Here is a 19,473-nt window from a genome sequence, read left to right on the forward strand (position 1 = left end):
GGGCTATTGTAACAGAATTTAAATAGTTTTTTACAGCAGCTTATGATGAATTGGCTTATTTCTCTGATAGTGTCAGGTCGATTTATATCTATCAGAGTGATTAATTAAACCTTACTTGCGTTTTGAAGAAGCAGCCATATGTTAATATAAAGGCTATTTGATAGCATAAAGATCACAACAGGAGCTTATTATGATCGAAATTCGTCCGTATGCAAAACTAGGAAGCGCTAATCACGGATGGCTAAATGCCAAACACCATTTTTCTTTTGCTAATTATTATGATGCGAATCGTATTCACTGGGGTCAATTACGCGTCTGGAATGATGATACCATCTCTCCACATAATGGTTTTTCACCTCATCCACATGAAGATATGGAAATTATAACTTATGTGTATCAGGGAGCAATTACTCATAAAGACAGCATGGGTAATGAAGGTCGTACCGAAGCTGGTGATGTACAAATTATGAGTGCTGGTACTGGTGTTATTCATAGTGAATATAATTTGGAAGATCAAGAAACGAAGTTATTCCAAATCTGGATTATTCCTGACAAAAAAGGCAATAAACCAACCTGGGGTACACGTAGTTTTCCTAAAGCGGAGCGCCATGGTCAGTTTTCTGTCTTAGCGAGTGGTTATCCTGAGGATAGTTCAGCTTTACCCATTCAGGTGAATGCTAAAGTACTGGCAATTACCTTAAAGGCTGGGCAATCTACAGAATACACGATAGAGTCAGGTAAAAAAGCTTATTTAGTCGCAGCTAAAGGACGCTATCAAGTCAATGGACATGATGTGAATGCTCATGATGGGGTAGCAGTAAAAGATGAGAAAAACCTGATGATACAAGCAGTAGAAGATAGTGAAATCGTTATGGTTGAAGTTTTTTAAAATTGTTGAAGTTAGCAAAATTGCGCGGCATAGCCGCGCTTTTTGTTTTGTGGCATGGTGATGGCATTAGGTTGTTGCTGTTGCGCGACGTAGTCACTCTTTTAGATCTTTGGTCTTTTGGAGTATCATCTTGTGTGTGAGCTTAGCGGTACTATTCCGCTGCGCTGAACATGCAAGCCATGTAACGCTTACTCCATAGCGCCGCTAAGCTCAGCAGGCATCCAATAACATTTACGGATAAAAGATTAAAAGATTATCTTTTATATTGTCATCTATCAGAGAGGTTTAGGGGATACACGGCATAGCCGCGTTTTGTCGCCTTAAACTGGTAAGGTCATTAGCCAGTGTATATTGCACGTTGTCGTCGCGCAGCGAGGCCCTTAGAACCGCGGATATTGAATTTGATGGAGAGCGTATTCCATAGGTCTTAGCGAGTCCCCGAGCGGGCGCCTATGGTGTACGGTAGGCCATCAAACCCACAGAACTGGCAGTCATACCTAAAGAAACATCGTCGGGGGATGTATCCTCCGTAAACATCAAGCTCATATAAACACAGAATAAAACTGATTGCGCCCGGGCGGCGCAGTCCGCCCAACCCCAATGCTAATAACAAACACAGCACAAAGAAACGCGTCAGCGGGGCGTGCTCCCCGCCAAAATACCCTGCTAATCACATCACCAGTCATCATTGCGTATGAGCGGCGATTGCCGCTCCAAAACCTATGATGATTGAAATCACCTATTGAATTAAGTACAGGAATCACTTTGTATTGATAAAGTATTTTCTTTATTCTCAATGATAGGAGTAGAATATCAGGGTTGATTTTACTGAAACAGAATAAATATATTCACTAACAAACACAAATAAATGATTAAGTTAGTCGGCAATGAATGTAGCGCTAAGAATATGTTACAGAAATAAAGTCAACATTAATAAAAAGATTAATAATGATAGGCAAAGGTAGAAAATGAAACGTGTATTTATTATGGTATTAGATTCCTTCGGTATTGGTTATAGCGAAGATGCAAAACGTTTTGGTGATGTCGGGGCAGATACCTTCGGTCATATCGCAAAAGAGTGTGCACTTGGTCGTGCTGATAAAGGTCGTAAAGGACCACTAAATTTACCTAATTTAAATCGTCTTGGCTTAGCCGAAGCTGCATTTGAATCAACAGGCCAATATCCGGCAGGCATGAGTAAGCAAACAGATATTATTGGTGCTTATGGTTATGCCAGCGAACTCTCATCTGGTAAGGATACACCATCAGGCCACTGGGAAATTGCCGGAGTTCCGGTTCTGTTTGACTGGGGATATTTCACCAATCAAACCAATAGTTTCCCGCAAGATCTGCTTGATCGTATTGTTAAAAGAGCTAACTTATCTGGTTATTTAGGTAATTGCCATTCATCAGGAACTGTCATTTTAGACGAGCTTGGTGAAGAACATATGCGTACCGGTAAGCCAATTTTCTATACTTCATCAGATTCCGTATTCCAAATTGCCTGTCATGAAGAAACCTACGGTTTAGATAAACTTTATGAACTTTGTGAAATCGTACGTGATGAACTCAATATCGGCGATTACAATATTGGCCGTGTTATTGCACGTCCGTTCGTTGGTAACAAAAAAGGTGAGTTTGTGCGTACCGGGAATCGTCATGATTTAGCGGTTGAGCCGCCAGCACCGACTGTGCTTAAAAAACTGGTTGATGAAAAGCAGGGGCAAGTGGTATCAATTGGTAAAATTGCCGATATTTATGCTAACGTTGGGATTACCAAAAAAGTAAAAGCGACAGGCTTACCTGCACTATTTGAAGCAACTATTACTGAGATGAAATCAGCAGGTGATAACACCATCGTATTTACCAACTTTGTTGATTTTGACTCATCTTATGGTCATCGTCGTGATGTGGCTGGATATGCAGCAGCACTTGAATATTTTGATTCAAGGGTTCCGGAGTTATTAAAATTAGTGACTAAAGATGATTTAATTATTTTCACTGCTGACCACGGTTGCGACCCGACATGGCAGGGTACAGATCATACCCGTGAACACATTCCGGCACTATTTTATAGTCCGGCGCTAAAAGCGGGCTCACTAGGTCATCGTGAAACATTTGCCGATATCGGTCAAACCGTTGCTGATTACTTTGGTTTATCACCAATGGAATATGGTAAATCGATTTTAAAGAAATAGTTTAGCTGTATTTCAGATAATAAAAAGCCACTTTAACTGTGGCTTTTTTAATGTGACAAAACAGAATTACTTATCGTATTTCTTAGTTAAAAGTCGTAGGGCATTAGCGGTAACCAGAGCTGTTGTACCTGAGTCAGCTAAAACGGCAATCCAAAGACCAGTGATCCCAAGTACGCTGGTCACTAAAAAAATAGCCTTAAAGCCCAGTGCCAGAACAATGTTTTGGCGGATATTAGCGTTAGCAGCCCGGGCTAAACGAATCAATTTAGGCAGACTCACCAGACTGTTTTTACTTAAAGCGGCATCTGCTGTTTCTAGCGCCACATCAGTACCACTACCCATAGCAATACCTACTGTTGCTGCTTTCATGGCCGGAGAGTCATTAATACCATCACCAACCATAGCAATAGGTGTGGTCAGGTTAATTTTTTCGATCTCTTTAAGTTTATCTTCCGGTAACAGCTCAGCCCGGTATTGCATATGTAGCAGTTCAGCAATGGCGTGAGCAGAACGCTGATTATCACCTGTTAACATGATAGAACTAATGCCAAGGTCATTAAGTTCTGCAATTGCCTGACTGGCTTCCGGACGGATTTCATCACGCAGAGCAATCAGCCCCAGAACTTGTTGACCATCAGCAACCACAATGACAGTTTTGCCTTCATCTTCAAAGTCAGATATCTGTTTTTGATGAACTGGTGTAATTGTTAACTGTAATCGTTCAGCTTTATTTGGTGAAATAATTGAAATAAGCTGCTGATGTACTTCACCCTGAATACCAATACCTGCTAGAGACTGGCGATTTTCTGCCTGCGTAAGCTCCACATTGAGTTCTTTTGCCTTATTAATCACAGCTTTGGCCAGCGGATGATGTGAACCGGCTTCAACAGCAGCGGCTAAATACAGAAGTTCCTCATCAGTCAGGTTATTGGTGATAATATCGGTAACTTGTGGTTTACCTTCAGTTAAAGTTCCGGTTTTATCAAAGGCAATTGTTTTAATCTGACCAAGTAGCTCAAGCGCTGCTCCGCCTTTAATTAACACGCCATTACGCGCCGCGGCAGAAAGGGCAGAGGTGATCGCTGCAGGAGTCGAAATAATTAGTGCACATGGACAACCAATAAGTAGTAAAGTTAATCCACGATAAATCCATGGATACCATTCTTGCCCCATAAATAGTGGTGGAATAACCGCAATAAGCAACGCAACGAGTGTGATTGACGGAGTATAGTAACGACTAAACTTATCAATAAAGCGTTCAATCGGTGCTTTGCGTTCTTCAGCATCTTCAATCAGTTGTAAAATACGATCGACTGCATTTTGTCCCGGTTCAGACACTACTTTGAGTTGTACTGTTCGGTCAATAATCAAGGAACCAGCTAAGATTTTTGCGCCACTGCGATATTCAACCGGAATTGATTCACCGGTTAAAGCACTTTCATCAATATTGGCAATCTCACTTATGAGTTCAACGTCAGCGGGCAAGCGACTACCGGAAGAGATCTCAATAATATCACCGGGTACCAGCGATTTACTGGAAACGACTTCACGTTTGCCATCAACGATTTTCACGGTTTCTTCTGGCATAAGTGCCATAAGGGAAGAGATACCTTTTTTAGCTTTATTGGCAGCAATGGCTTCGAGCAGCTCACCAATTAAGAACAAGAAGAGCACCATTGAGGCTTCTTCTGTTGCGCCAATAAACATCGCACCAATAGCTGAGATACTCATCAATGTTTCAATAGCAAAAAATGAGCCGGAACGAGCTAAGTTATACGATTTTTTTAAAATGGGAATTAACCCAATAATGGTTGAGAGAATAAAGGCATATTGCCCGTATTCCTCATTAAAGAAGCTCAGGATAAAGCTGCCTGCAATCATCACTGCAAGTACACCTAAATGGATAAAATCTTTTTTCTCCATTGAGTGTGAGTGTTGATGATTATGTTCTTCATCATCAAGCTGGAAACTATATCCAAGCGAAGTAATCTTATTTTCAATTGCCTGACGAGTTTTATCATCATGTTCAGAGACGCTAACTACCAGTTTTTCTGTAGAGAAAACCGTTTTGGCTTTTACCACATTAGGTAGTCCAAGCACACCACGCTCAATTTTTTGAGCGCAGCTTGGACAATCCATACCACTAATACGCCAGGTAAATGTGTCTGTGTCTGGAGTTGTAGTTGGCTGTGTATCGTCTACATTATTTTGATGTTCATGTTCATGTTCATGTTCATGTGAAGCGTGCTCATGGTCGTGATTTTGGTGCGAATGAGAGGTTTCATTTTCAAATTTGTTATTATATAACATAACGTTATCCTATTTGGTTAACAATAGGGATTGTACCCCAAATAAATAAAATTAAAATCTTTTTTAATCAAATTAGCAGATTTTTTAAAATTTGTGATGAAGTGGATTAAATTCTATTTTTAAATTAGTGTTTTATGCTAAAACCCGTTAATATGCAGAATTAGTTATCAAACCACATCAAATAAATTAATGAGGTCAATAATGAATTTTAATGGATTACAGCTTACTAAATCTGAAGAAAAGGGCGTCCCTGCAAAAGTAGAAGTCGTGTCGTTATCAACTGATGATTTACCTGCGGGTAATGTGACAATTAAAGTGAGTTATTCCACTTTAAATTATAAAGATGCACTTGCTATCACCAGTCATGTTCCGATCGCCAGAATCTCTCCGTTAGTACTTGGTATTGATGGTGTCGGTACTGTGACTGAAAGTCAGGATAACCGTTATAAAGTCGGACAAAAAGTGGTGTTAAATGGCTGGGGTGTGGGTGAAAAGCACTGGGGCTGTTTAGCTCAATATGCACGTCTTGATGCTGACTGGTTAATTCCATTACCAAAAGAGATTTCTGAGTGGGATGCTATGGCAATTGGTACTGCAGGTTATACTGCGGCTCTTTGTGTTGAGAGAATCCTTCATTTAGGTGTAAAACCTGAACATGGACCAGTACTTGTGACAGGTTCGACAGGTGGTGTTGGTTCTGTTGCAGTAGCATTACTGACTAAACTAGGTTATCAGGTTGCGGCCTCAACAGGTAAGCCAAATGAGGCCGATTATTTACGCAAACTGGGTGCCACACAGATTGTTGATCGTAATGAGTTTAGTCAGGCAGGTAAACCGTTGCAAAAAGAGATTTGGGCAGCAGCTGTTGATACGGTTGGCTCACATACACTGGCCAATGTTTGTGCACAGATGAAATATGATGGTGTTGTTGCAGCCTGTGGTTTAGCTCAGGGTATGGACTTTCCAGCGACAGTAGCTCCGTTTATTTTAAGAGGCGTAACACTGGCTGGTATTGATAGTGTTATGGTTCCTTATGCACGCCGAATTAAAGCGTGGAAATTTTTAGCTAAACATTTGGACATGTCTATCTTGCGTGATATTGCTACCACCATTACTTTAAAAGAGTGTGTCGCTGCAGGTGAAGCGATTATTGCTGGTAAAGTTAAAGGCCGCTATATTGTTGATGTGAATGCCTAAATTTCATTATATAAATCAAAGATTTAAAATTTTAAGTCTTTGATTTATTTGTATTTTATTTTTAATTATTTATCCTTAAAGTTAGTAGAAGAAGGTAGTTGAAATGAGTTTATTTGATCGCTTTAAAAAGAAAACGACAGAAGCAAATGATGTCGATCACTTATTATTAAATAAACTTAAACAGCAGCTAACGCAGATGGGTTATCAGGTTGCATTAATAGAGCATGGTGTTGTGATTGAATCTCATCTGACCATTCATCTGCATATTATTAAAGATCCTGATTTGCATCCATCTATGATGGCTGTTGCTGTCAAAATTGAAAATGAGTATTTACCTGAAGGGATAGAAGAAAATCTCACCGGTGTTGGTGAAACCGCAGAAGTACAAATTGATTCAGCATTAAAGAATTTTTTATCGATCTCTTTCCCGCCGGTGCTGGATGTGTTTTCAGAAAGCCACAAGTCAGATTTAGATTTTATGACTGAGATTGTCGGGCGCCGCATTCTGTTTCATCCAAAGGTAGGGAGTTTAGGTTTACAGGGTGAATGGACTGTAGCACCTAAGCAGGATGTGTTTTTTGAGTTACTTAAAAATCAGTTGTCAACACAGCTTCTTGACCGTAAATTTAACTGGTTGAAGATTTATGCCTCTAAGTTAAGTAATGGCTCAACTCATATCCAATGTTCTATGAATAATCAGGACTGGAAAGAGGGTGAGCAGATTATTCAAAATTATGTAGATACATGGAACACACCAACATCATTTTTAGGCCTCAAACAAACTATTATGTTTAGATTGTGTGATGCTTATGAGCAGACATCTTAAGGTTTTATTGTTCTTTTAACTTTGCTTTTTGTACTGCTGGCATTCTGTTTCTACAAACATGATTACGTCGTGAAACTTAATTAAAGTTTGTACTGGTATTAGCAAGGTGTTTGGTGGGAAGCACGCCCCGCGTTCGTATTTCTTGGTGTTGATGTTTATTATTAGCTTTGGGTTTGGGGCGAACAGCGCCGCCCTTACGCAATGTTATTGGATGCCTGCTGAGCTTAGCTGTGCGTTACATGACTTGCATGTTCAGCGCATCGGAATAGTACCCTAAGCTCACCCACAGGCTAATGACTTTCACCACTCTAAGAGCTAAAAAGCGCGACTATGTCGCGCAACTCTCCCCATAATAAAAAAGCCCCTGATTTTCAGAGGCTTTTATCGTATGAAATAGAGTATTAATTATAACTTACGATGCATCATCACAATTAACCTTGTGATCACGATAAATCACATGATTATAGCCATAATCTAAATTACGCTGTTCAATCACTTTACCATCACGAATAAAGAACCAATGTTTACTGATTGGTTTGTAGTAGTTTGTTGTTTTCATGCCGCTAATATCAGCACAAACAGAATAACCAAAAGTGGCTTCTTGTTTCTCTGAATTAGTCACGATATATTCCATACGTGGACTACTGATCGCAAGGTAGGTAACAGATTTAGGATTATCTAAATTATTATTACCCCATTTTTGCACAATCTCAGGATAATTGGTCGGATATTTGCCAAAGTTTGCTGTGGTCATATCCGGGCGCCAGTTCGGATCTGTTGGTGTTGTTGAACAGGCACTTAGTAATAATGTCGCAACACTAATCAGAAGAATTTGTTTTTTCATATTATTTATTTCCTGTAATAATTTCTTACGTAGTTTAACGTCATTATATAGGCTGTCAATCAGACTGTTAAATTATAGCATTTCCAGTGCTTGTTTACGTTTAGGTGCCGGGAAGGCTTTATCAAGTGTTGCCAAATCATCAGCACTTAATACAACTTTTAACGCATTGATATTATCCATAACGTGTTCACTGGAAGACGCTTTAGGAATGGCAATAATATCTTTACGGCGCAGTACCCACGCTAAAGCAATTTGAGCTGGCGTGACTGAATGCTCTTGAGCCAGCGTTGCAAGAACCGGGTGCTTTAAAATTCTGCCTTGCTCTATTGGCGAGTAGGCCATCGTAGGTAAGTGATATTGTTCACTCCATGGCAGTAAATCATACTCAATACCACGACGGCTGAGGTTATATAAAACCTGATTGGTGATGAGTTGTTTACTGGCGACATAATTTTCCAGTTCAAGCAGGTCATCAACATCAAAGTTACTCACACCCCAATGTTTAATCTTTCCCTGCTTGATTAATGTTTCCATCGCATTAACCGTTTCAGCTAAAGGAATTGAGCCAGGCCAGTGGAGAAGGTAGAGATCAACATAATCTGTTTTCATGCGGCGTAAACTGGCTTCACAAGCCTTGATAGTACCGTTTAAGCTAGCATGATAAGGTAACACTTTACTGACCAGAAAGACTTTATCCCGGCGATTCTCTATCGCCAGACCAACGACTTTTTCTGCTCCGCCATCAGCATACATCTCTGCAGTATCAATCAGCGTTAGGCCATTATCAATACCCAGTTGCAAAGCAGTGATTTCTTGTTTTTGCTTATGAGCGTTTTCACCCATAAACCAGGTTCCTTGTCCAAGAGCTGGGACTAAATCACCGGAAGGCAGAGTAACTTGTCGAATAGAAGAAGACATAAAAACTCCTTAATATAATGATTTCATAAAGAAATTTCTAAAGATCACTCTAGCATTTTTATCCTGAAATAGCAGTAAACTTTATAAAATTATTTTGTGACAATGTCACTTTTATTTGTGTTTTACCAAAAGAGTCAGACTCAGAGTTAATTTACTTATCAGGTAAGTCATACCGCTGATTAAAATAATAACCGGTACAGTAATACCAATAACAGAGTGATAAGACATGAGTGTGTGATAAACGATAAAGCCAAATATCCATAGCAGAGTATTTTTTAGATTAAACAATCTATCACTACTTATAGAGCCTTTTTTAAGTAAATAGTAATCAGTAAACAAAATAGCAAATAGCGGGGCAAACACAGAGCCAATTAAATAAAGGAAAGATTCATACTGGGACATTGAAATAAATAAGGCCATCAAGGTGCCCGTGATAGTGGCAAGAATCGCAGCCATCTTTTCACTTATTTTATGACCTAAGTTCGCTAAATTGATACCAGCAGAATAGACATCAAGAAAGGTGGTTGTAACCGTTGAAAATACCACAATAAACAGCGCTACGATACCAAGGCCGGCAGTGAGCAGAATTTGAGTAATATCAGAGCTTCCGACATAAATAGCTGCACCTAAACCAACAATAAACATAAAGCTACTGCCAATAAAGTAACTTATTACACTGGCAAACAGACCAGTCTGAATATTTTTAAGGCGACGAGTATAGTCAGCAATGAGTGGCATCCATGAAAGAGACATTGCGATATTGAGTTCAACAGTAGAACCAAAGCTCATGTTACCGTTAATAAAGATAATGTGCGATGGCTGATTAAAGACGGTATAAGCCAGCACACAAAAGGCTAAAAACAGGGCAGATACAATGATAATATTCACTCGAGTTAAGTTTTTGATACCAAGTAATACCCACAGGATAATTAAAGCGCCAATCAGTAGGCTCCACAGTGATTCGTCACTGTATTGCCACAAGGTAATAGAAATCACATCAAATGCTTTAGCTCCACTGATAATCATCACAGCGGTCCAGCCAAGTAACTGTAAAATATTGAGAACTGAGAAGGCATAAGAGCCATATTGACCAAATGAAAGCGACACAGTCTGTGCGGCGGATAAGCGATGATTCGCGCCAATTTTTCCAGCCAGATATAATATAAAAGCACCAATCAGGTGGCCTGTCAGAATGGCGATAATGCCTTGTTGCAGACCAAGTGGGGCAATCAATGCGCCGGTGATAATTTCAGCCAGAGAGACAGCAGCACCAAACCAGAGTAAAGCCTGACTAAATGAAGAAACAGAATGAGTTGTCGATGACATAAATTCCTCAGTACGTAGTTTTAGTTCAATAGCTAATACCGGGGAGAAATAAAAAAAGCTGCAAAGCAGCCAAGTCATCTAAAAAGGAACAGTTAGATAAATTGCTTCCCTACGTAGGTATTAACCAACAGGTTCAAAGGGTCAGGCTAAGCCTTCTCAACGATATAAATCGTCCCCCCGCACGAGAGAAAATATAGCACAAATAAAAATAGCGTCAATGGTAGGCCAGAGACGCTATTTAAAATGGAGTGAAGATGTAAGGTTAGTTACTCTTTGGTTTACTGTTTTTCCATGGATTATCAGATCTGTTTTTATTTTCAGATTTTGCTTTATTTGGCTGAGCAGAGCGGCCAGTTCTGGCTGGTTTACTTGAAAAGCTGTTACGTTTTGGCGCTGACTGTTTTGGTTTTTGAATAGGCTCCGCTTTAATTTTTGGATCTGGTTCAAAACCCTCGGTCTGCATACGAGGTAAAGAGGTTTTGAGTAATTTCTCAATATCTTTTAAAAGCTGTAATTCATCAACACAAACCAGAGAAACGGCTTGCCCCTGATGTTGAGCACGACCAGTACGCCCGATTCGATGTACATAATCTTCTGCAACTTGTGGTAATTCATAGTTTACAACATAAGGTAGCTGGTCAATATCAATACCACGTGCAGCGATATCGGTAGCAACGAGTACTGTAATGTTGCCGCTTTTAAAATCGGCTAAGGCTTTTGTTCTTGCTCCCTGGCTTTTATTACCATGAATCGCAGCCGCGGTGATACCATCTTTATTGAGTTGTTCCGCTAAATGATTTGCACCATGTTTAGTTCGCATAAATACTAAAACTTGTCGCCACTGCTGAGAACCAATTAAATAAGAGAGTAATTCACGTTTACGTTTTTTATCAACATGATGAATAAATTGCACAATTTGTTCAGAAGCACTATTAGGGCGAGCCACTTCAACCTGGGCAGGTGAATTTAAAAATGTGCCGGCTAGTTCTTTGATTTCATCAGAAAAAGTCGCAGAAAACAGTAAGTTTTGACGTTTTTTAGGTAACTTAGCAATAACCCGGCGAATATCGTGAATAAAGCCCATATCCAGCATTCTGTCAGCTTCATCAAGTACAAAAGTTTTAATCTGGCTAAGATCTACGGCATTTTGCTGTACTAAATCAAGCAGTCGTCCTGGTGTTGCAACTAAGATATCAACGCCACCACGTAGCTTCATCATTTGAGGATTAATACTTACACCACCAAAAACGACTAAAGAGCGAACCGGTAAATATTTGCTATATTCACGTACGTTTTCACCAATTTGAGCTGCAAGTTCTCTGGTTGGAGCCAGAATAAGTGCTTTTAACTGGCGTTTGCTACGCTTAGCCTGATCATTTGCAGGGGCTTTAGGTTGTGTATTTTGTATTTGTTGCAAAATAGGTAATACAAAACCAGCTGTTTTTCCTGTTCCTGTTTGAGCACTGGCCATTAAATCTTTACCGGAAAGTACTACCGGAATTGCTTGTTGTTGAATTGGTGTAGGAGTGGAATAACCCAGTTCTTGTACCGCTTGTAAAATCTCAGTACTTAAACCGAGTGAGGAAAATGACATCAGAAATCCTTGATAAGTCGTTAAATAAAGTATCCGCATAAAAGTACTAATGCAGAGACCTTATGCAAGGGCGCTATTGTGTCTGATTCTTTTAGTGCTGTAAATATAATTTATTATTTAGGGTTGCGCGACGTAGTCGCGCTTGTAGATCTTAGAGTAGTGAAGTAATTAAGATGTTAGGGTGGCGCGGCATAGCCGCGCTTTTAGGGTTTGATCTTGTGGAATATCAGCCAGTGTGTGAGCTTAGCGGTACTATTCCGATGCGCTGGACATGCAAGCCATGTAACGCTCACTCCATAGCACCGCTAAGCTCAGTCTGCATCGAATCACACTCACAGATAAAAGATTAAGAGATTAAAGGATTATTGTTTAGGTTTTAAAGAGAAACTGAAAAGTTAAATTTGATGGAGAGCGTATTCCATAGGTCTTAGCGAGTCCTCGAGCGGGTGCCTATGGCGTACGGTAGGCCATCAAACCCACGGAACCTGCAACTTTATTAAAGATATTGCGGCAGGGCGACGCAGTCCGCCCCCAAGCACCATGCTGATAACAACACTAATAAAACTATTGCGTACGAGCGGCGCATGCCGCTCCAAATCCAATGCTAATATTAAACAACTAAACAGAGAAACACGAACGCGGGGCGTGCTCCCCGCCAAACACCCTGCTAATACTAGCACAAGACTTGAATTGCGCGACGTAGTCGCGCATTTAAGAAAAATACTAAACTCTAGCCTTCAACTGTAAAATAGCTCTAGCCTCATCTGGCGAAGCAACCTCTTTATTGGCTTCTTTCACCAGACGAACAGCTCTTTCGACCAGTTCAGCATTTGATTTAGCCAGACGCCCTTTAGCATAGAACACATTATCTTCAAGACCTACACGAATATGCCCACCAAGCGCAAGTGCAGCGAGCATAATTGGAATATGCCCCTGACCAATACCAAGTGCTGACCAGGTTGAGCCAGCTGGTAACTGGCTTTTCAGATACACCAGATTTTCAACTGTGGCGGTTGAGCCACCCGGAGCACCAAGTACAAACTGATAATGAGCAGGAGCCTGAATGATTCCTTTCTTCATATAATATAAAGAGTTATAAATCATTCCTGCGTCAAATATTTCAATTTCCGGTTTCACCTGATTGTCTATCATCACCTGACCTAATTTCTCAAGAAACGCCGGATGATTCATAAATACAGTTGAATGCGCCCAGTTCATGGTTCCGCAGTCATATGAGCCCATCTCTGGTTTAAGCTCGATTAAATGCTCCATACGAGTCTCATCTGTCGCATTCAAATCACCTGATGTGGTCAGATTTAGTACGATGTCACATTTCTGTTTAATCAGTTCCACCGTTTTTTTAAAGCGCGCTTTATCCATCGTGCCCAGACCATTATCATCACGCATATGTAAATGAGCGATTGCTGCACCGGCTTGCCAACATTCATAAACATCCTGAGCGATCTCTTCCGGAGTCATAGGTACTGCCGGATTATGTTCTTTAGTTGGAAAGGCGCCAGTGGTTGCTACTGTGATGATCACTTTATCATTCATACTATTATTCATTTTATTGTTCATGGGAATTCCTAATTGGTTTTATGGTTAGTGTTAGGTAAAAATAGCATGGTAATTGCCGCAGCAAGGAAGAACAGGGCACAGATACCAATTCCGACGGTTAAACCATATTTGGCCGACACAAAGCCCAGGACAAATGGTGAAAAAGCGGAAAGACCACGACCAACGTTAAAACAAAATCCTGCACCAAGTGTTCTGACTCGGGTTGGATATAGCTCACCAAAATAAGAACCAAATAAACCCGCAAAAGAAATAAAGAAAGCATAAACAGGTCCTAGCCAAAGTAGGGCTATTGTGCTTTCAGACATGACATAAATAGGTAAGGTAACGGTTGTTCCTAAGAACGATAATATAATGGCTTTTTTGCGACCAATAATATCGGCTAAATAGCCAAATAAATTATATCCAACAAACATACCGATATTTAAGATTAAAAAGAAGATCGACATAGTTTGCATATCCAGTCCTCTTTCTTGTACTAAGAAAGTTGGAATCCATGTCGTTGACCCCCAATAAGCGACAAGTGCGAAGCTTGCAGCCAGTGTGGCAAAAAAGGTGATGCGGATAAGCTCTGGTGAGAAGATTTCACTAATAGAAACATTCACTGGTTCACCTTTTTGTAGGCGCTCTTCACGTTGCTTTTTCCACACTTCTGATTCAGGCACAAAAAGATAAATATATAAAGCTGCAACCAGTGAACCCGCACCAGCTAAAAATAGTCCACGCCAGCCATATAAAGGAATAATAACTGAAGCTAAAAAGGCAGAAATACCAGCGCCGGCAGGGAATGAACTTAAGACAAATGCAGCAGCACGACCACGTTGTTTAGCTGGCCATGTTTCAGCGATATAAGCAGCGATAATACCCCAGACACCACCAAGTCCAAGTCCGGCTAAAAAGCGTAAGATTAGAATGGTAATCCAGTTAGGACTTAGTGAAATAGCAGCGGTTAAAATACCAAATAGCACTAAACTCCAGATAAGTGCTTTTCTTCTGCCATAGTTATCAGAATACCAGCCAACTACAATACTACTAATACCAACACCAAGCAGAGTCGCTGTACCAAGCAGACCACCTTCAGCCATGGTCATATTCATATCTTTCATAATGACAGGCAAAGCAACGGCAAGTAAGGTAATATCCATGGCATCAAACATATAACTAAAGAAACCACCGGTTAAGACATGCCATTTGTTCACAATTTTTTCTTTCATCGTTCTTATCCTTATTATTATCGTTATGACAAGATTGCAACGGTTCTGGTCCAGCCAGCACTCGCTTTATGAATTTTAATTGGGAAACATGATACCTTAAATCCAAAAGGAGGTAATTGTTCCAAATTAGTGAGTTTTTCCAGATGGTAATATTCACTTTCAATACCGGCAAAGTGACCTTCCCAAATAATTGATGAATCGCGTGTTTCTCTAAACTCTTCTGCTACCAAAGGAAGAGGACGATCCCAGCTCCAGGCGTCGGTTCCGACAACTTTAACTCCCTGACTTAACAGATAGAGAGTTGCTTCTTTCCCCATGCCACAGCCTTTCACTAAATATTCTTTTGTGCCCCAATACTTTTGAGCACCGGATTGAATAAGAACAATATCCAGCGGTTTTAAAGTGTAATTAATGCGTTTTAGTTCTGCTTTAATGTCAGCTTCTGTGACCAGATAACCATCCGGAAAATGAGAAAAATCCAGCATTACACCATCAGAAAAACACCATTCCAGAGGCATATTATCAATAGTTGTAGCTTCTTCACCATGATTCATGGTTGGATGATAGTGCCACGGCGCATCAAGATGAGTGCCACTATGCGTGGTGAGAGTGATATATTCAATAGACCAGCCAAGCCCACCCGGTAAATCATCATCGGTGGCTTCAGGAAAGAATGTTTTGATATGTTCAGCACCTTTAGAGTGATCCCAATAGTCAATATTAGTTGGCATTGAAGGAGGATCACAAGGCGTTTGATGTTCGATAGAAACGCTTAAATCAATTATCTTCATAGTTTGTACCTTTTGCACAGTTATTTTAGGAAAGTAAAACTGTGCTAACCATAAAATTAATTGAACGACCGATCAATTTTTATTTATTGTAAATTCGAGGCTGATCACAATTATTTGAACGACCGACCAAATAATTTGATGGAAAATAAAGCGCTATTTTTATAACAGTTTGATTTATTTGCGTTTTTTATTGTCAGCTGTATGAATTAAGGTTAATTCAGAAAAAGTATTAGTAAAATCATAAGGTTGCTGACTCAGTACGGCTTTTAAACCGGCTGTGGCAAAATTGAATAAATACTGACAGGAAACTTCTGGTTTTTCGGTAGAACATAAACCAGAGGAGAGGCTATTGATGCGGTCAACTTCGGCAAAAGTATTACACATTGCACCGACTAAAAAATCAAATCCCCATTGAACTTGTTGCTCTGTTGCCTTTGGTGCTGATTTACGGATTTCTGCCAGAAAAAGTTCAGCACTAGGGTCAAACTGTTCTTGTAGAATGGATAAAGACAGATTAGAGCCTGATGAGAGCAGGCGAGCTACCAATTTAGCATAATCACGCCAGCCATCACCGCCATTTAACGTATTATAAAGATATGGCGCGATAAAAGACTCAACAATAAACTCCAGTGGAATCGCTTTTTTACCGTAGGATTCTTTATGTTTCATAAGTAACTGAGTTCTGTCACGACTTAAAATACCAATACGACGCTTGATGAGGGTACGATAAAGCTCTTCTTTAGAACCAAAGTGATAATGTGCCAGTGCCAGTTTGACTTCTGCCGTTTCGGTAATCTGACGAATAGACACTTCATTGTAGCTGTATTCGGCAAAAAGCTTCTCAGCAGCATTCAGTATTTTTTCGGCTGTTTTTAACGGTTTAGATTCTTTCATGGATCACTCAGTATGGATAATAAAACGCTTTATCATACGCTGTTTTGCCCAATAAGAAAATGTTAAGTTGAGCTTTTCCTTTGAAAATAAAGAAGTATTGCGGATAAGTAAATAATAAAATGAAAGTAATAAGATAGAGAATAAGAAATAAAAAAAGCACCAACATAATTTGGTGCTTTTTTGTTATTAATACAAACTAAACTAAATGAGCAATAAGCTCATCAGTTTGACCATGCAGGAAGTTAATTGGAGCGACTTCGATTACGGTATAAGCACCACTTGCTTGTTTCATTGACGCGCGAGCAGAAGAAACTAAGAACTGTGCAGTCAGAGCCGGGTTATTAATACGCATTGAATACTCAAATAATTGATTTTGCGTTTCACCAGAGACACCTTTATGAGTTAAATGTACGCCGTGTCCCATATCTTTTAAGGCATCAATACTTGGTACTTGTTTAACGTGGGTTTCATCAGAAGCAAAATAAGCATCCGCTTTTAAAGTTTTTTCAACAGTCGCAAAATCAGCGCCATTTTCCAGCTCAATATAAACTAAGCGACGATGTACACCAGTACCCAGTGGAATCGTCATTGATAGCGCATCTTTAACACCAGTGATAGCTTTAGCTGCCACGCTGTGCCCCATACTCATACCCGGACCAAAGTTAGTATAAGTAATCCCTTTTGGTGCCATGGCCAGCATTAACGTTCTGACGATTGAATCTGAACCCGGATCCCAGCCAGCAGAAATAATTGCTGTACTGTTATGTGCTTTAGCCATTTTATCCAGACTGTGTTTTAGGTCAACGATTTGAGAGTGAATATCAAAGCTATCAACTGTATTAATCCCTTTTGCCAGAATAGCCAGAGCGGTTTCTTTAATTGCACGAGTAGGGGAACATAAAATAGCAACATCAACGTTATCGAGCTTATCAATTGAATCAACAACTTTGTAAGCCGCCAGTTCTGCAGGATTATTTTGAGTACTGCGTCTGACAATACCTGCAATTTCAAAATCTTCTGCAGCGTTTAATGCTTCTAAAGTATATTTCCCGATGTTGCCATAGCCTATGATGGCAGCTCTGATTTTTTTCGTCACAATTCACTCCTTCTGAATAATTGATCTTAATATCTTAAAATAAGACGAGATCATTTTATTTACGTTTAATAATGGCTAAAAATTATAAAGGATTTCTAAAAGCAGGTTGATAAATAATTTTAATATCAGAATGTCTGATATAACCGACACTATAGCAAATCTGGTAAGTTAAATAGAAAATATTATGGAATATGCTATGATGCGCCCAATTAATTTTGATTTTTATCAGACCATTAAATAACTTATATGAAAATACTGTTAACCACATTAAATGCCCGATATGCTCACACTTCTTTGGGACTGCGCTATTTGTATGCCAATTTAGGCGAGCATCAAAAAAATGCGGTTATTTGTGAATATACGTTAGATCAGCGTCCAATTGATATTGTTGAGCAGCTACTCGCACAAGAGCCAGATGTGATTTCTCTGGGGGTTTATATCTGGAATATTCATCAAAGCGAAGCGATTGCTAAAATGATTAAAGCCGTAAGACCAGACATCATTTTAATTATTGGCGGGCCGGAGGTGAGTTACGAGCATCACTTAAACGCGATTGTTGATGTCGTTGATTATGTTATTTGTGGCTGGGGTGAAGCTAGTTTACCTAAACTCTTATCTGATATTGAAAACCAGCGCCGACCAGTGAATAAGATTATACAAGGGATTAAGTTACCACTTGATGACATTAAATTCCCTTATGATTATTATACCGATACTGATTTAGCTCAGCGTATTTTGTATGTGGAAGCATCACGTGGTTGCCCGTTTACCTGTGAGTTTTGTATTTCAAGTCTGGATGAAAGTGTACAGGCATTTAATATTGACGCTTTTCTGGCTGAAATGGAGAAGTTATTCCAGCGTGGTGCCAGAACGTTTAAATTTGTCGACCGTACATTTAATATCAAATTAGAAAACAGTAAGCGTATTTTACAGTTCTTTTTAGATAAGATTGCAAAGTATCCGGAAGAGGGGATCTTTGCCCATTTTGAGGTAGTACCTGATTATTTACCCGAAGAGTTAAGAAGGCTAATTCAGGCTTTTCCTAAAGGTGCCCTGCAGCTTGAAATTGGTATTCAGACACTAAATCGGGATGTGCAGCGCAATATCTCTCGCCGTACTCATTTAGGTAAGGCGAAAGAAAGTATTTCCTGGTTATCAACTCAAACCGGCGCTCACTTACATGTGGATTTAATTGCCGGATTACCGGGAGAAAATTTAGCCAGTTTTGCTAAAGGTTTTAATGAGCTCTGGAGCTGGCAACCACAAGAGATTCAACTTGGGATTTTGAAGCGTTTAAAAGGCACGCCAATTGTCAGACATACGGATAGCTTTGAATTTGTTTATGACGAATTAGCCCCTTTTGCAGCGTTAAAAAACCGTGATTTATCCTTCGTAGAATTACAGCATATTAATCGCCTGTCACGTTTTTGGGATCTTATTATTAACTCAGGACGATTCCCACATACTACGCCATTGATTTTAGGTGAAACACCGTTTGAAAATATGTGGGAGCTTAGCGACTGGATTTTTAAAACCACTAAACAGACCCATAAGATTGCCTTAGATCGACTGATAAAACTGATTTTTGACTGGTTAACTTCTAAAAACCTGCCAAAGCAAGAAATTATCAGCTTACTGAGTGCTGACTTTATGACAATGGGAATTCAGGGCTGGCCACATTATTTAGGTTCTCCACCAGAAGGATGGCGAGCTAAAGTTAATAATAAAGGGAGTAAAGGTACAGTACGTCAGGATCGTCATATGGTGGGTAATTAATATATTATTACTATTTACCTGTCTG

15 protein-coding genes and 1 riboswitch are annotated in these 19,473 nt (G+C 39.7%); of the genes, 5 read left to right on the top strand and 10 right to left on the bottom strand.

What is annotated here, in order from left to right:
* Positions 1–190: 190 nt before the first annotated feature.
* Together IPMB12_RS10010 and deoB are read left to right on the top strand one after the other, a co-directional pair.
* Positions 191–889 carry a pirin family protein gene (locus IPMB12_RS10010; protein ID WP_166917285.1) on the top strand — a complete coding sequence of 233 codons (699 nt, stop codon included), beginning with the start codon at positions 191–193 and terminating at the stop codon, positions 887–889.
* A gap of 968 nt (positions 890–1,857) precedes the next feature.
* Positions 1,858–3,087, top strand: a complete 1,230-nt coding sequence (gene deoB, locus IPMB12_RS10015; RefSeq protein WP_166917286.1) for a phosphopentomutase — start codon at positions 1,858–1,860, stop codon at positions 3,085–3,087.
* Between the two features lie 66 nt (positions 3,088–3,153).
* Here deoB and IPMB12_RS10020 read toward each other — a convergent pair whose 3' ends face one another.
* A complete protein-coding gene (locus IPMB12_RS10020) occupies positions 3,154–5,397 on the bottom strand; it encodes a zinc/cadmium/mercury/lead-transporting ATPase (protein WP_166917287.1) in 2,244 nt (747 codons plus the stop codon).
* A gap of 201 nt (positions 5,398–5,598) precedes the next feature.
* On the opposite strand from IPMB12_RS10020, the gene acuI reads away from it, so the two are divergent.
* Together acuI and IPMB12_RS10030 are read left to right on the top strand one after the other, a co-directional pair.
* Positions 5,599–6,594 carry an acrylyl-CoA reductase (NADPH) gene (gene acuI, locus IPMB12_RS10025; protein ID WP_166917288.1) on the top strand — a complete coding sequence of 332 codons (996 nt, stop codon included), beginning with the start codon at positions 5,599–5,601 and terminating at the stop codon, positions 6,592–6,594.
* 103 nt (positions 6,595–6,697) lie between these two features.
* Positions 6,698–7,420, top strand: a complete 723-nt coding sequence (locus IPMB12_RS10030; protein WP_166917289.1) for a DUF6348 family protein — start codon at positions 6,698–6,700, stop codon at positions 7,418–7,420.
* A 412-nt stretch (positions 7,421–7,832) separates the two neighbouring features.
* Here the strand turns inward: IPMB12_RS10030 and IPMB12_RS10035 are convergent, their stop codons facing one another.
* The 9 genes from IPMB12_RS10035 to IPMB12_RS10075 form a co-directional block, all read right to left on the bottom strand.
* Positions 7,833–8,264, bottom strand: a complete 432-nt coding sequence (locus tag IPMB12_RS10035; protein ID WP_166917290.1) for a hypothetical protein — start codon at positions 8,262–8,264, stop codon at positions 7,833–7,835.
* 72 nt (positions 8,265–8,336) lie between these two features.
* The gene (locus IPMB12_RS10040; protein ID WP_323811311.1) at positions 8,337–9,182 is read right to left on the bottom strand and encodes an aldo/keto reductase; all 846 of its coding nucleotides are present in this window, start codon (positions 9,180–9,182) and stop codon (positions 8,337–8,339) included.
* A 111-nt stretch (positions 9,183–9,293) separates the two neighbouring features.
* Entirely contained in the window at positions 9,294–10,508 is a 1,215-nt protein-coding gene (cytX, locus tag IPMB12_RS10045; RefSeq protein ID WP_166917291.1) for a putative hydroxymethylpyrimidine transporter CytX, read from the bottom strand.
* An 88-nt stretch (positions 10,509–10,596) separates the two neighbouring features.
* Positions 10,597–10,697, bottom strand: a riboswitch (TPP riboswitch).
* Between the two features lie 73 nt (positions 10,698–10,770).
* Positions 10,771–12,102: an ATP-dependent RNA helicase RhlE gene (gene rhlE, locus IPMB12_RS10050; protein WP_166917292.1), complete on the bottom strand. Its 1,332-nt coding sequence runs from the start codon at positions 12,100–12,102 to the stop codon at positions 10,771–10,773.
* A 723-nt stretch (positions 12,103–12,825) separates the two neighbouring features.
* A complete protein-coding gene (locus IPMB12_RS10055; protein WP_208293487.1) occupies positions 12,826–13,680 on the bottom strand; it encodes a BKACE family enzyme in 855 nt (284 codons plus the stop codon).
* 8 nt (positions 13,681–13,688) lie between these two features.
* Positions 13,689–14,891 (bottom strand): MFS transporter, encoded by a 1,203-nt coding sequence (locus IPMB12_RS10060; protein ID WP_166917293.1) that lies wholly within the window; start codon positions 14,889–14,891, stop codon positions 13,689–13,691.
* 23 nt (positions 14,892–14,914) lie between these two features.
* Complete coding sequence (locus IPMB12_RS10065; RefSeq protein ID WP_166917294.1) at positions 14,915–15,682, bottom strand: cyclase family protein; 768 nt, start codon at positions 15,680–15,682, stop codon at positions 14,915–14,917.
* A 174-nt stretch (positions 15,683–15,856) separates the two neighbouring features.
* Entirely contained in the window at positions 15,857–16,576 is a 720-nt protein-coding gene (locus tag IPMB12_RS10070) for a TetR/AcrR family transcriptional regulator (RefSeq protein ID WP_166917295.1), read from the bottom strand.
* A gap of 196 nt (positions 16,577–16,772) precedes the next feature.
* Positions 16,773–17,672 (bottom strand): diaminopimelate dehydrogenase, encoded by a 900-nt coding sequence (locus tag IPMB12_RS10075; protein WP_166917296.1) that lies wholly within the window; start codon positions 17,670–17,672, stop codon positions 16,773–16,775.
* Positions 17,673–17,918: 246 nt separating this feature from the next.
* Here IPMB12_RS10075 and IPMB12_RS10080 point away from each other — a divergent pair, with 246 nt between their 5' ends.
* The gene (locus IPMB12_RS10080; protein ID WP_166917297.1) at positions 17,919–19,448 is read left to right on the top strand and encodes a B12-binding domain-containing radical SAM protein; all 1,530 of its coding nucleotides are present in this window, start codon (positions 17,919–17,921) and stop codon (positions 19,446–19,448) included.
* Positions 19,449–19,473 lie beyond the last annotated feature (25 nt).

It is taken from the genome of Zophobihabitans entericus (assembly GCF_011745665.1).
Classification (GTDB): domain Bacteria; phylum Pseudomonadota; class Gammaproteobacteria; order Enterobacterales; family Orbaceae; genus Zophobihabitans; species Zophobihabitans entericus.

Bases quoted from the DNA above. Each gene is read 5' to 3' on its own strand.
- IPMB12_RS10035 (WP_166917290.1), bottom strand. From the start codon at position 8,264: ATGAAAAAACAAATTCTTCTGATTAGTGTTGCGACATTATTACTAAGT.
- IPMB12_RS10070 (WP_166917295.1), bottom strand. From the start codon at position 16,576: ATGAAAGAATCTAAACCGTTAAAAACAGCCGAAAAAATACTGAATGCT.
- cytX (WP_166917291.1), bottom strand. From the start codon at position 10,508: ATGTCATCGACAACTCATTCTGTTTCTTCATTTAGTCAGGCTTTACTC.
- IPMB12_RS10040 (WP_323811311.1), bottom strand. From the start codon at position 9,182: ATGTCTTCTTCTATTCGACAAGTTACTCTGCCTTCCGGTGATTTAGTC.
- rhlE (WP_166917292.1), bottom strand. From the start codon at position 12,102: ATGTCATTTTCCTCACTCGGTTTAAGTACTGAGATTTTACAAGCGGTA.
- deoB (WP_166917286.1), top strand. From the start codon at position 1,858: ATGAAACGTGTATTTATTATGGTATTAGATTCCTTCGGTATTGGTTAT.
- IPMB12_RS10020 (WP_166917287.1), bottom strand. From the start codon at position 5,397: ATGTTATATAATAACAAATTTGAAAATGAAACCTCTCATTCGCACCAA.
- IPMB12_RS10065 (WP_166917294.1), bottom strand. From the start codon at position 15,682: ATGAAGATAATTGATTTAAGCGTTTCTATCGAACATCAAACGCCTTGT.
- IPMB12_RS10080 (WP_166917297.1), top strand. From the start codon at position 17,919: ATGAAAATACTGTTAACCACATTAAATGCCCGATATGCTCACACTTCT.
- acuI (WP_166917288.1), top strand. From the start codon at position 5,599: ATGAATTTTAATGGATTACAGCTTACTAAATCTGAAGAAAAGGGCGTC.
- IPMB12_RS10010 (WP_166917285.1), top strand. From the start codon at position 191: ATGATCGAAATTCGTCCGTATGCAAAACTAGGAAGCGCTAATCACGGA.
- IPMB12_RS10030 (WP_166917289.1), top strand. From the start codon at position 6,698: ATGAGTTTATTTGATCGCTTTAAAAAGAAAACGACAGAAGCAAATGAT.
- IPMB12_RS10055 (WP_208293487.1), bottom strand. From the start codon at position 13,680: ATGAACAATAAAATGAATAATAGTATGAATGATAAAGTGATCATCACA.
- IPMB12_RS10060 (WP_166917293.1), bottom strand. From the start codon at position 14,891: ATGAAAGAAAAAATTGTGAACAAATGGCATGTCTTAACCGGTGGTTTC.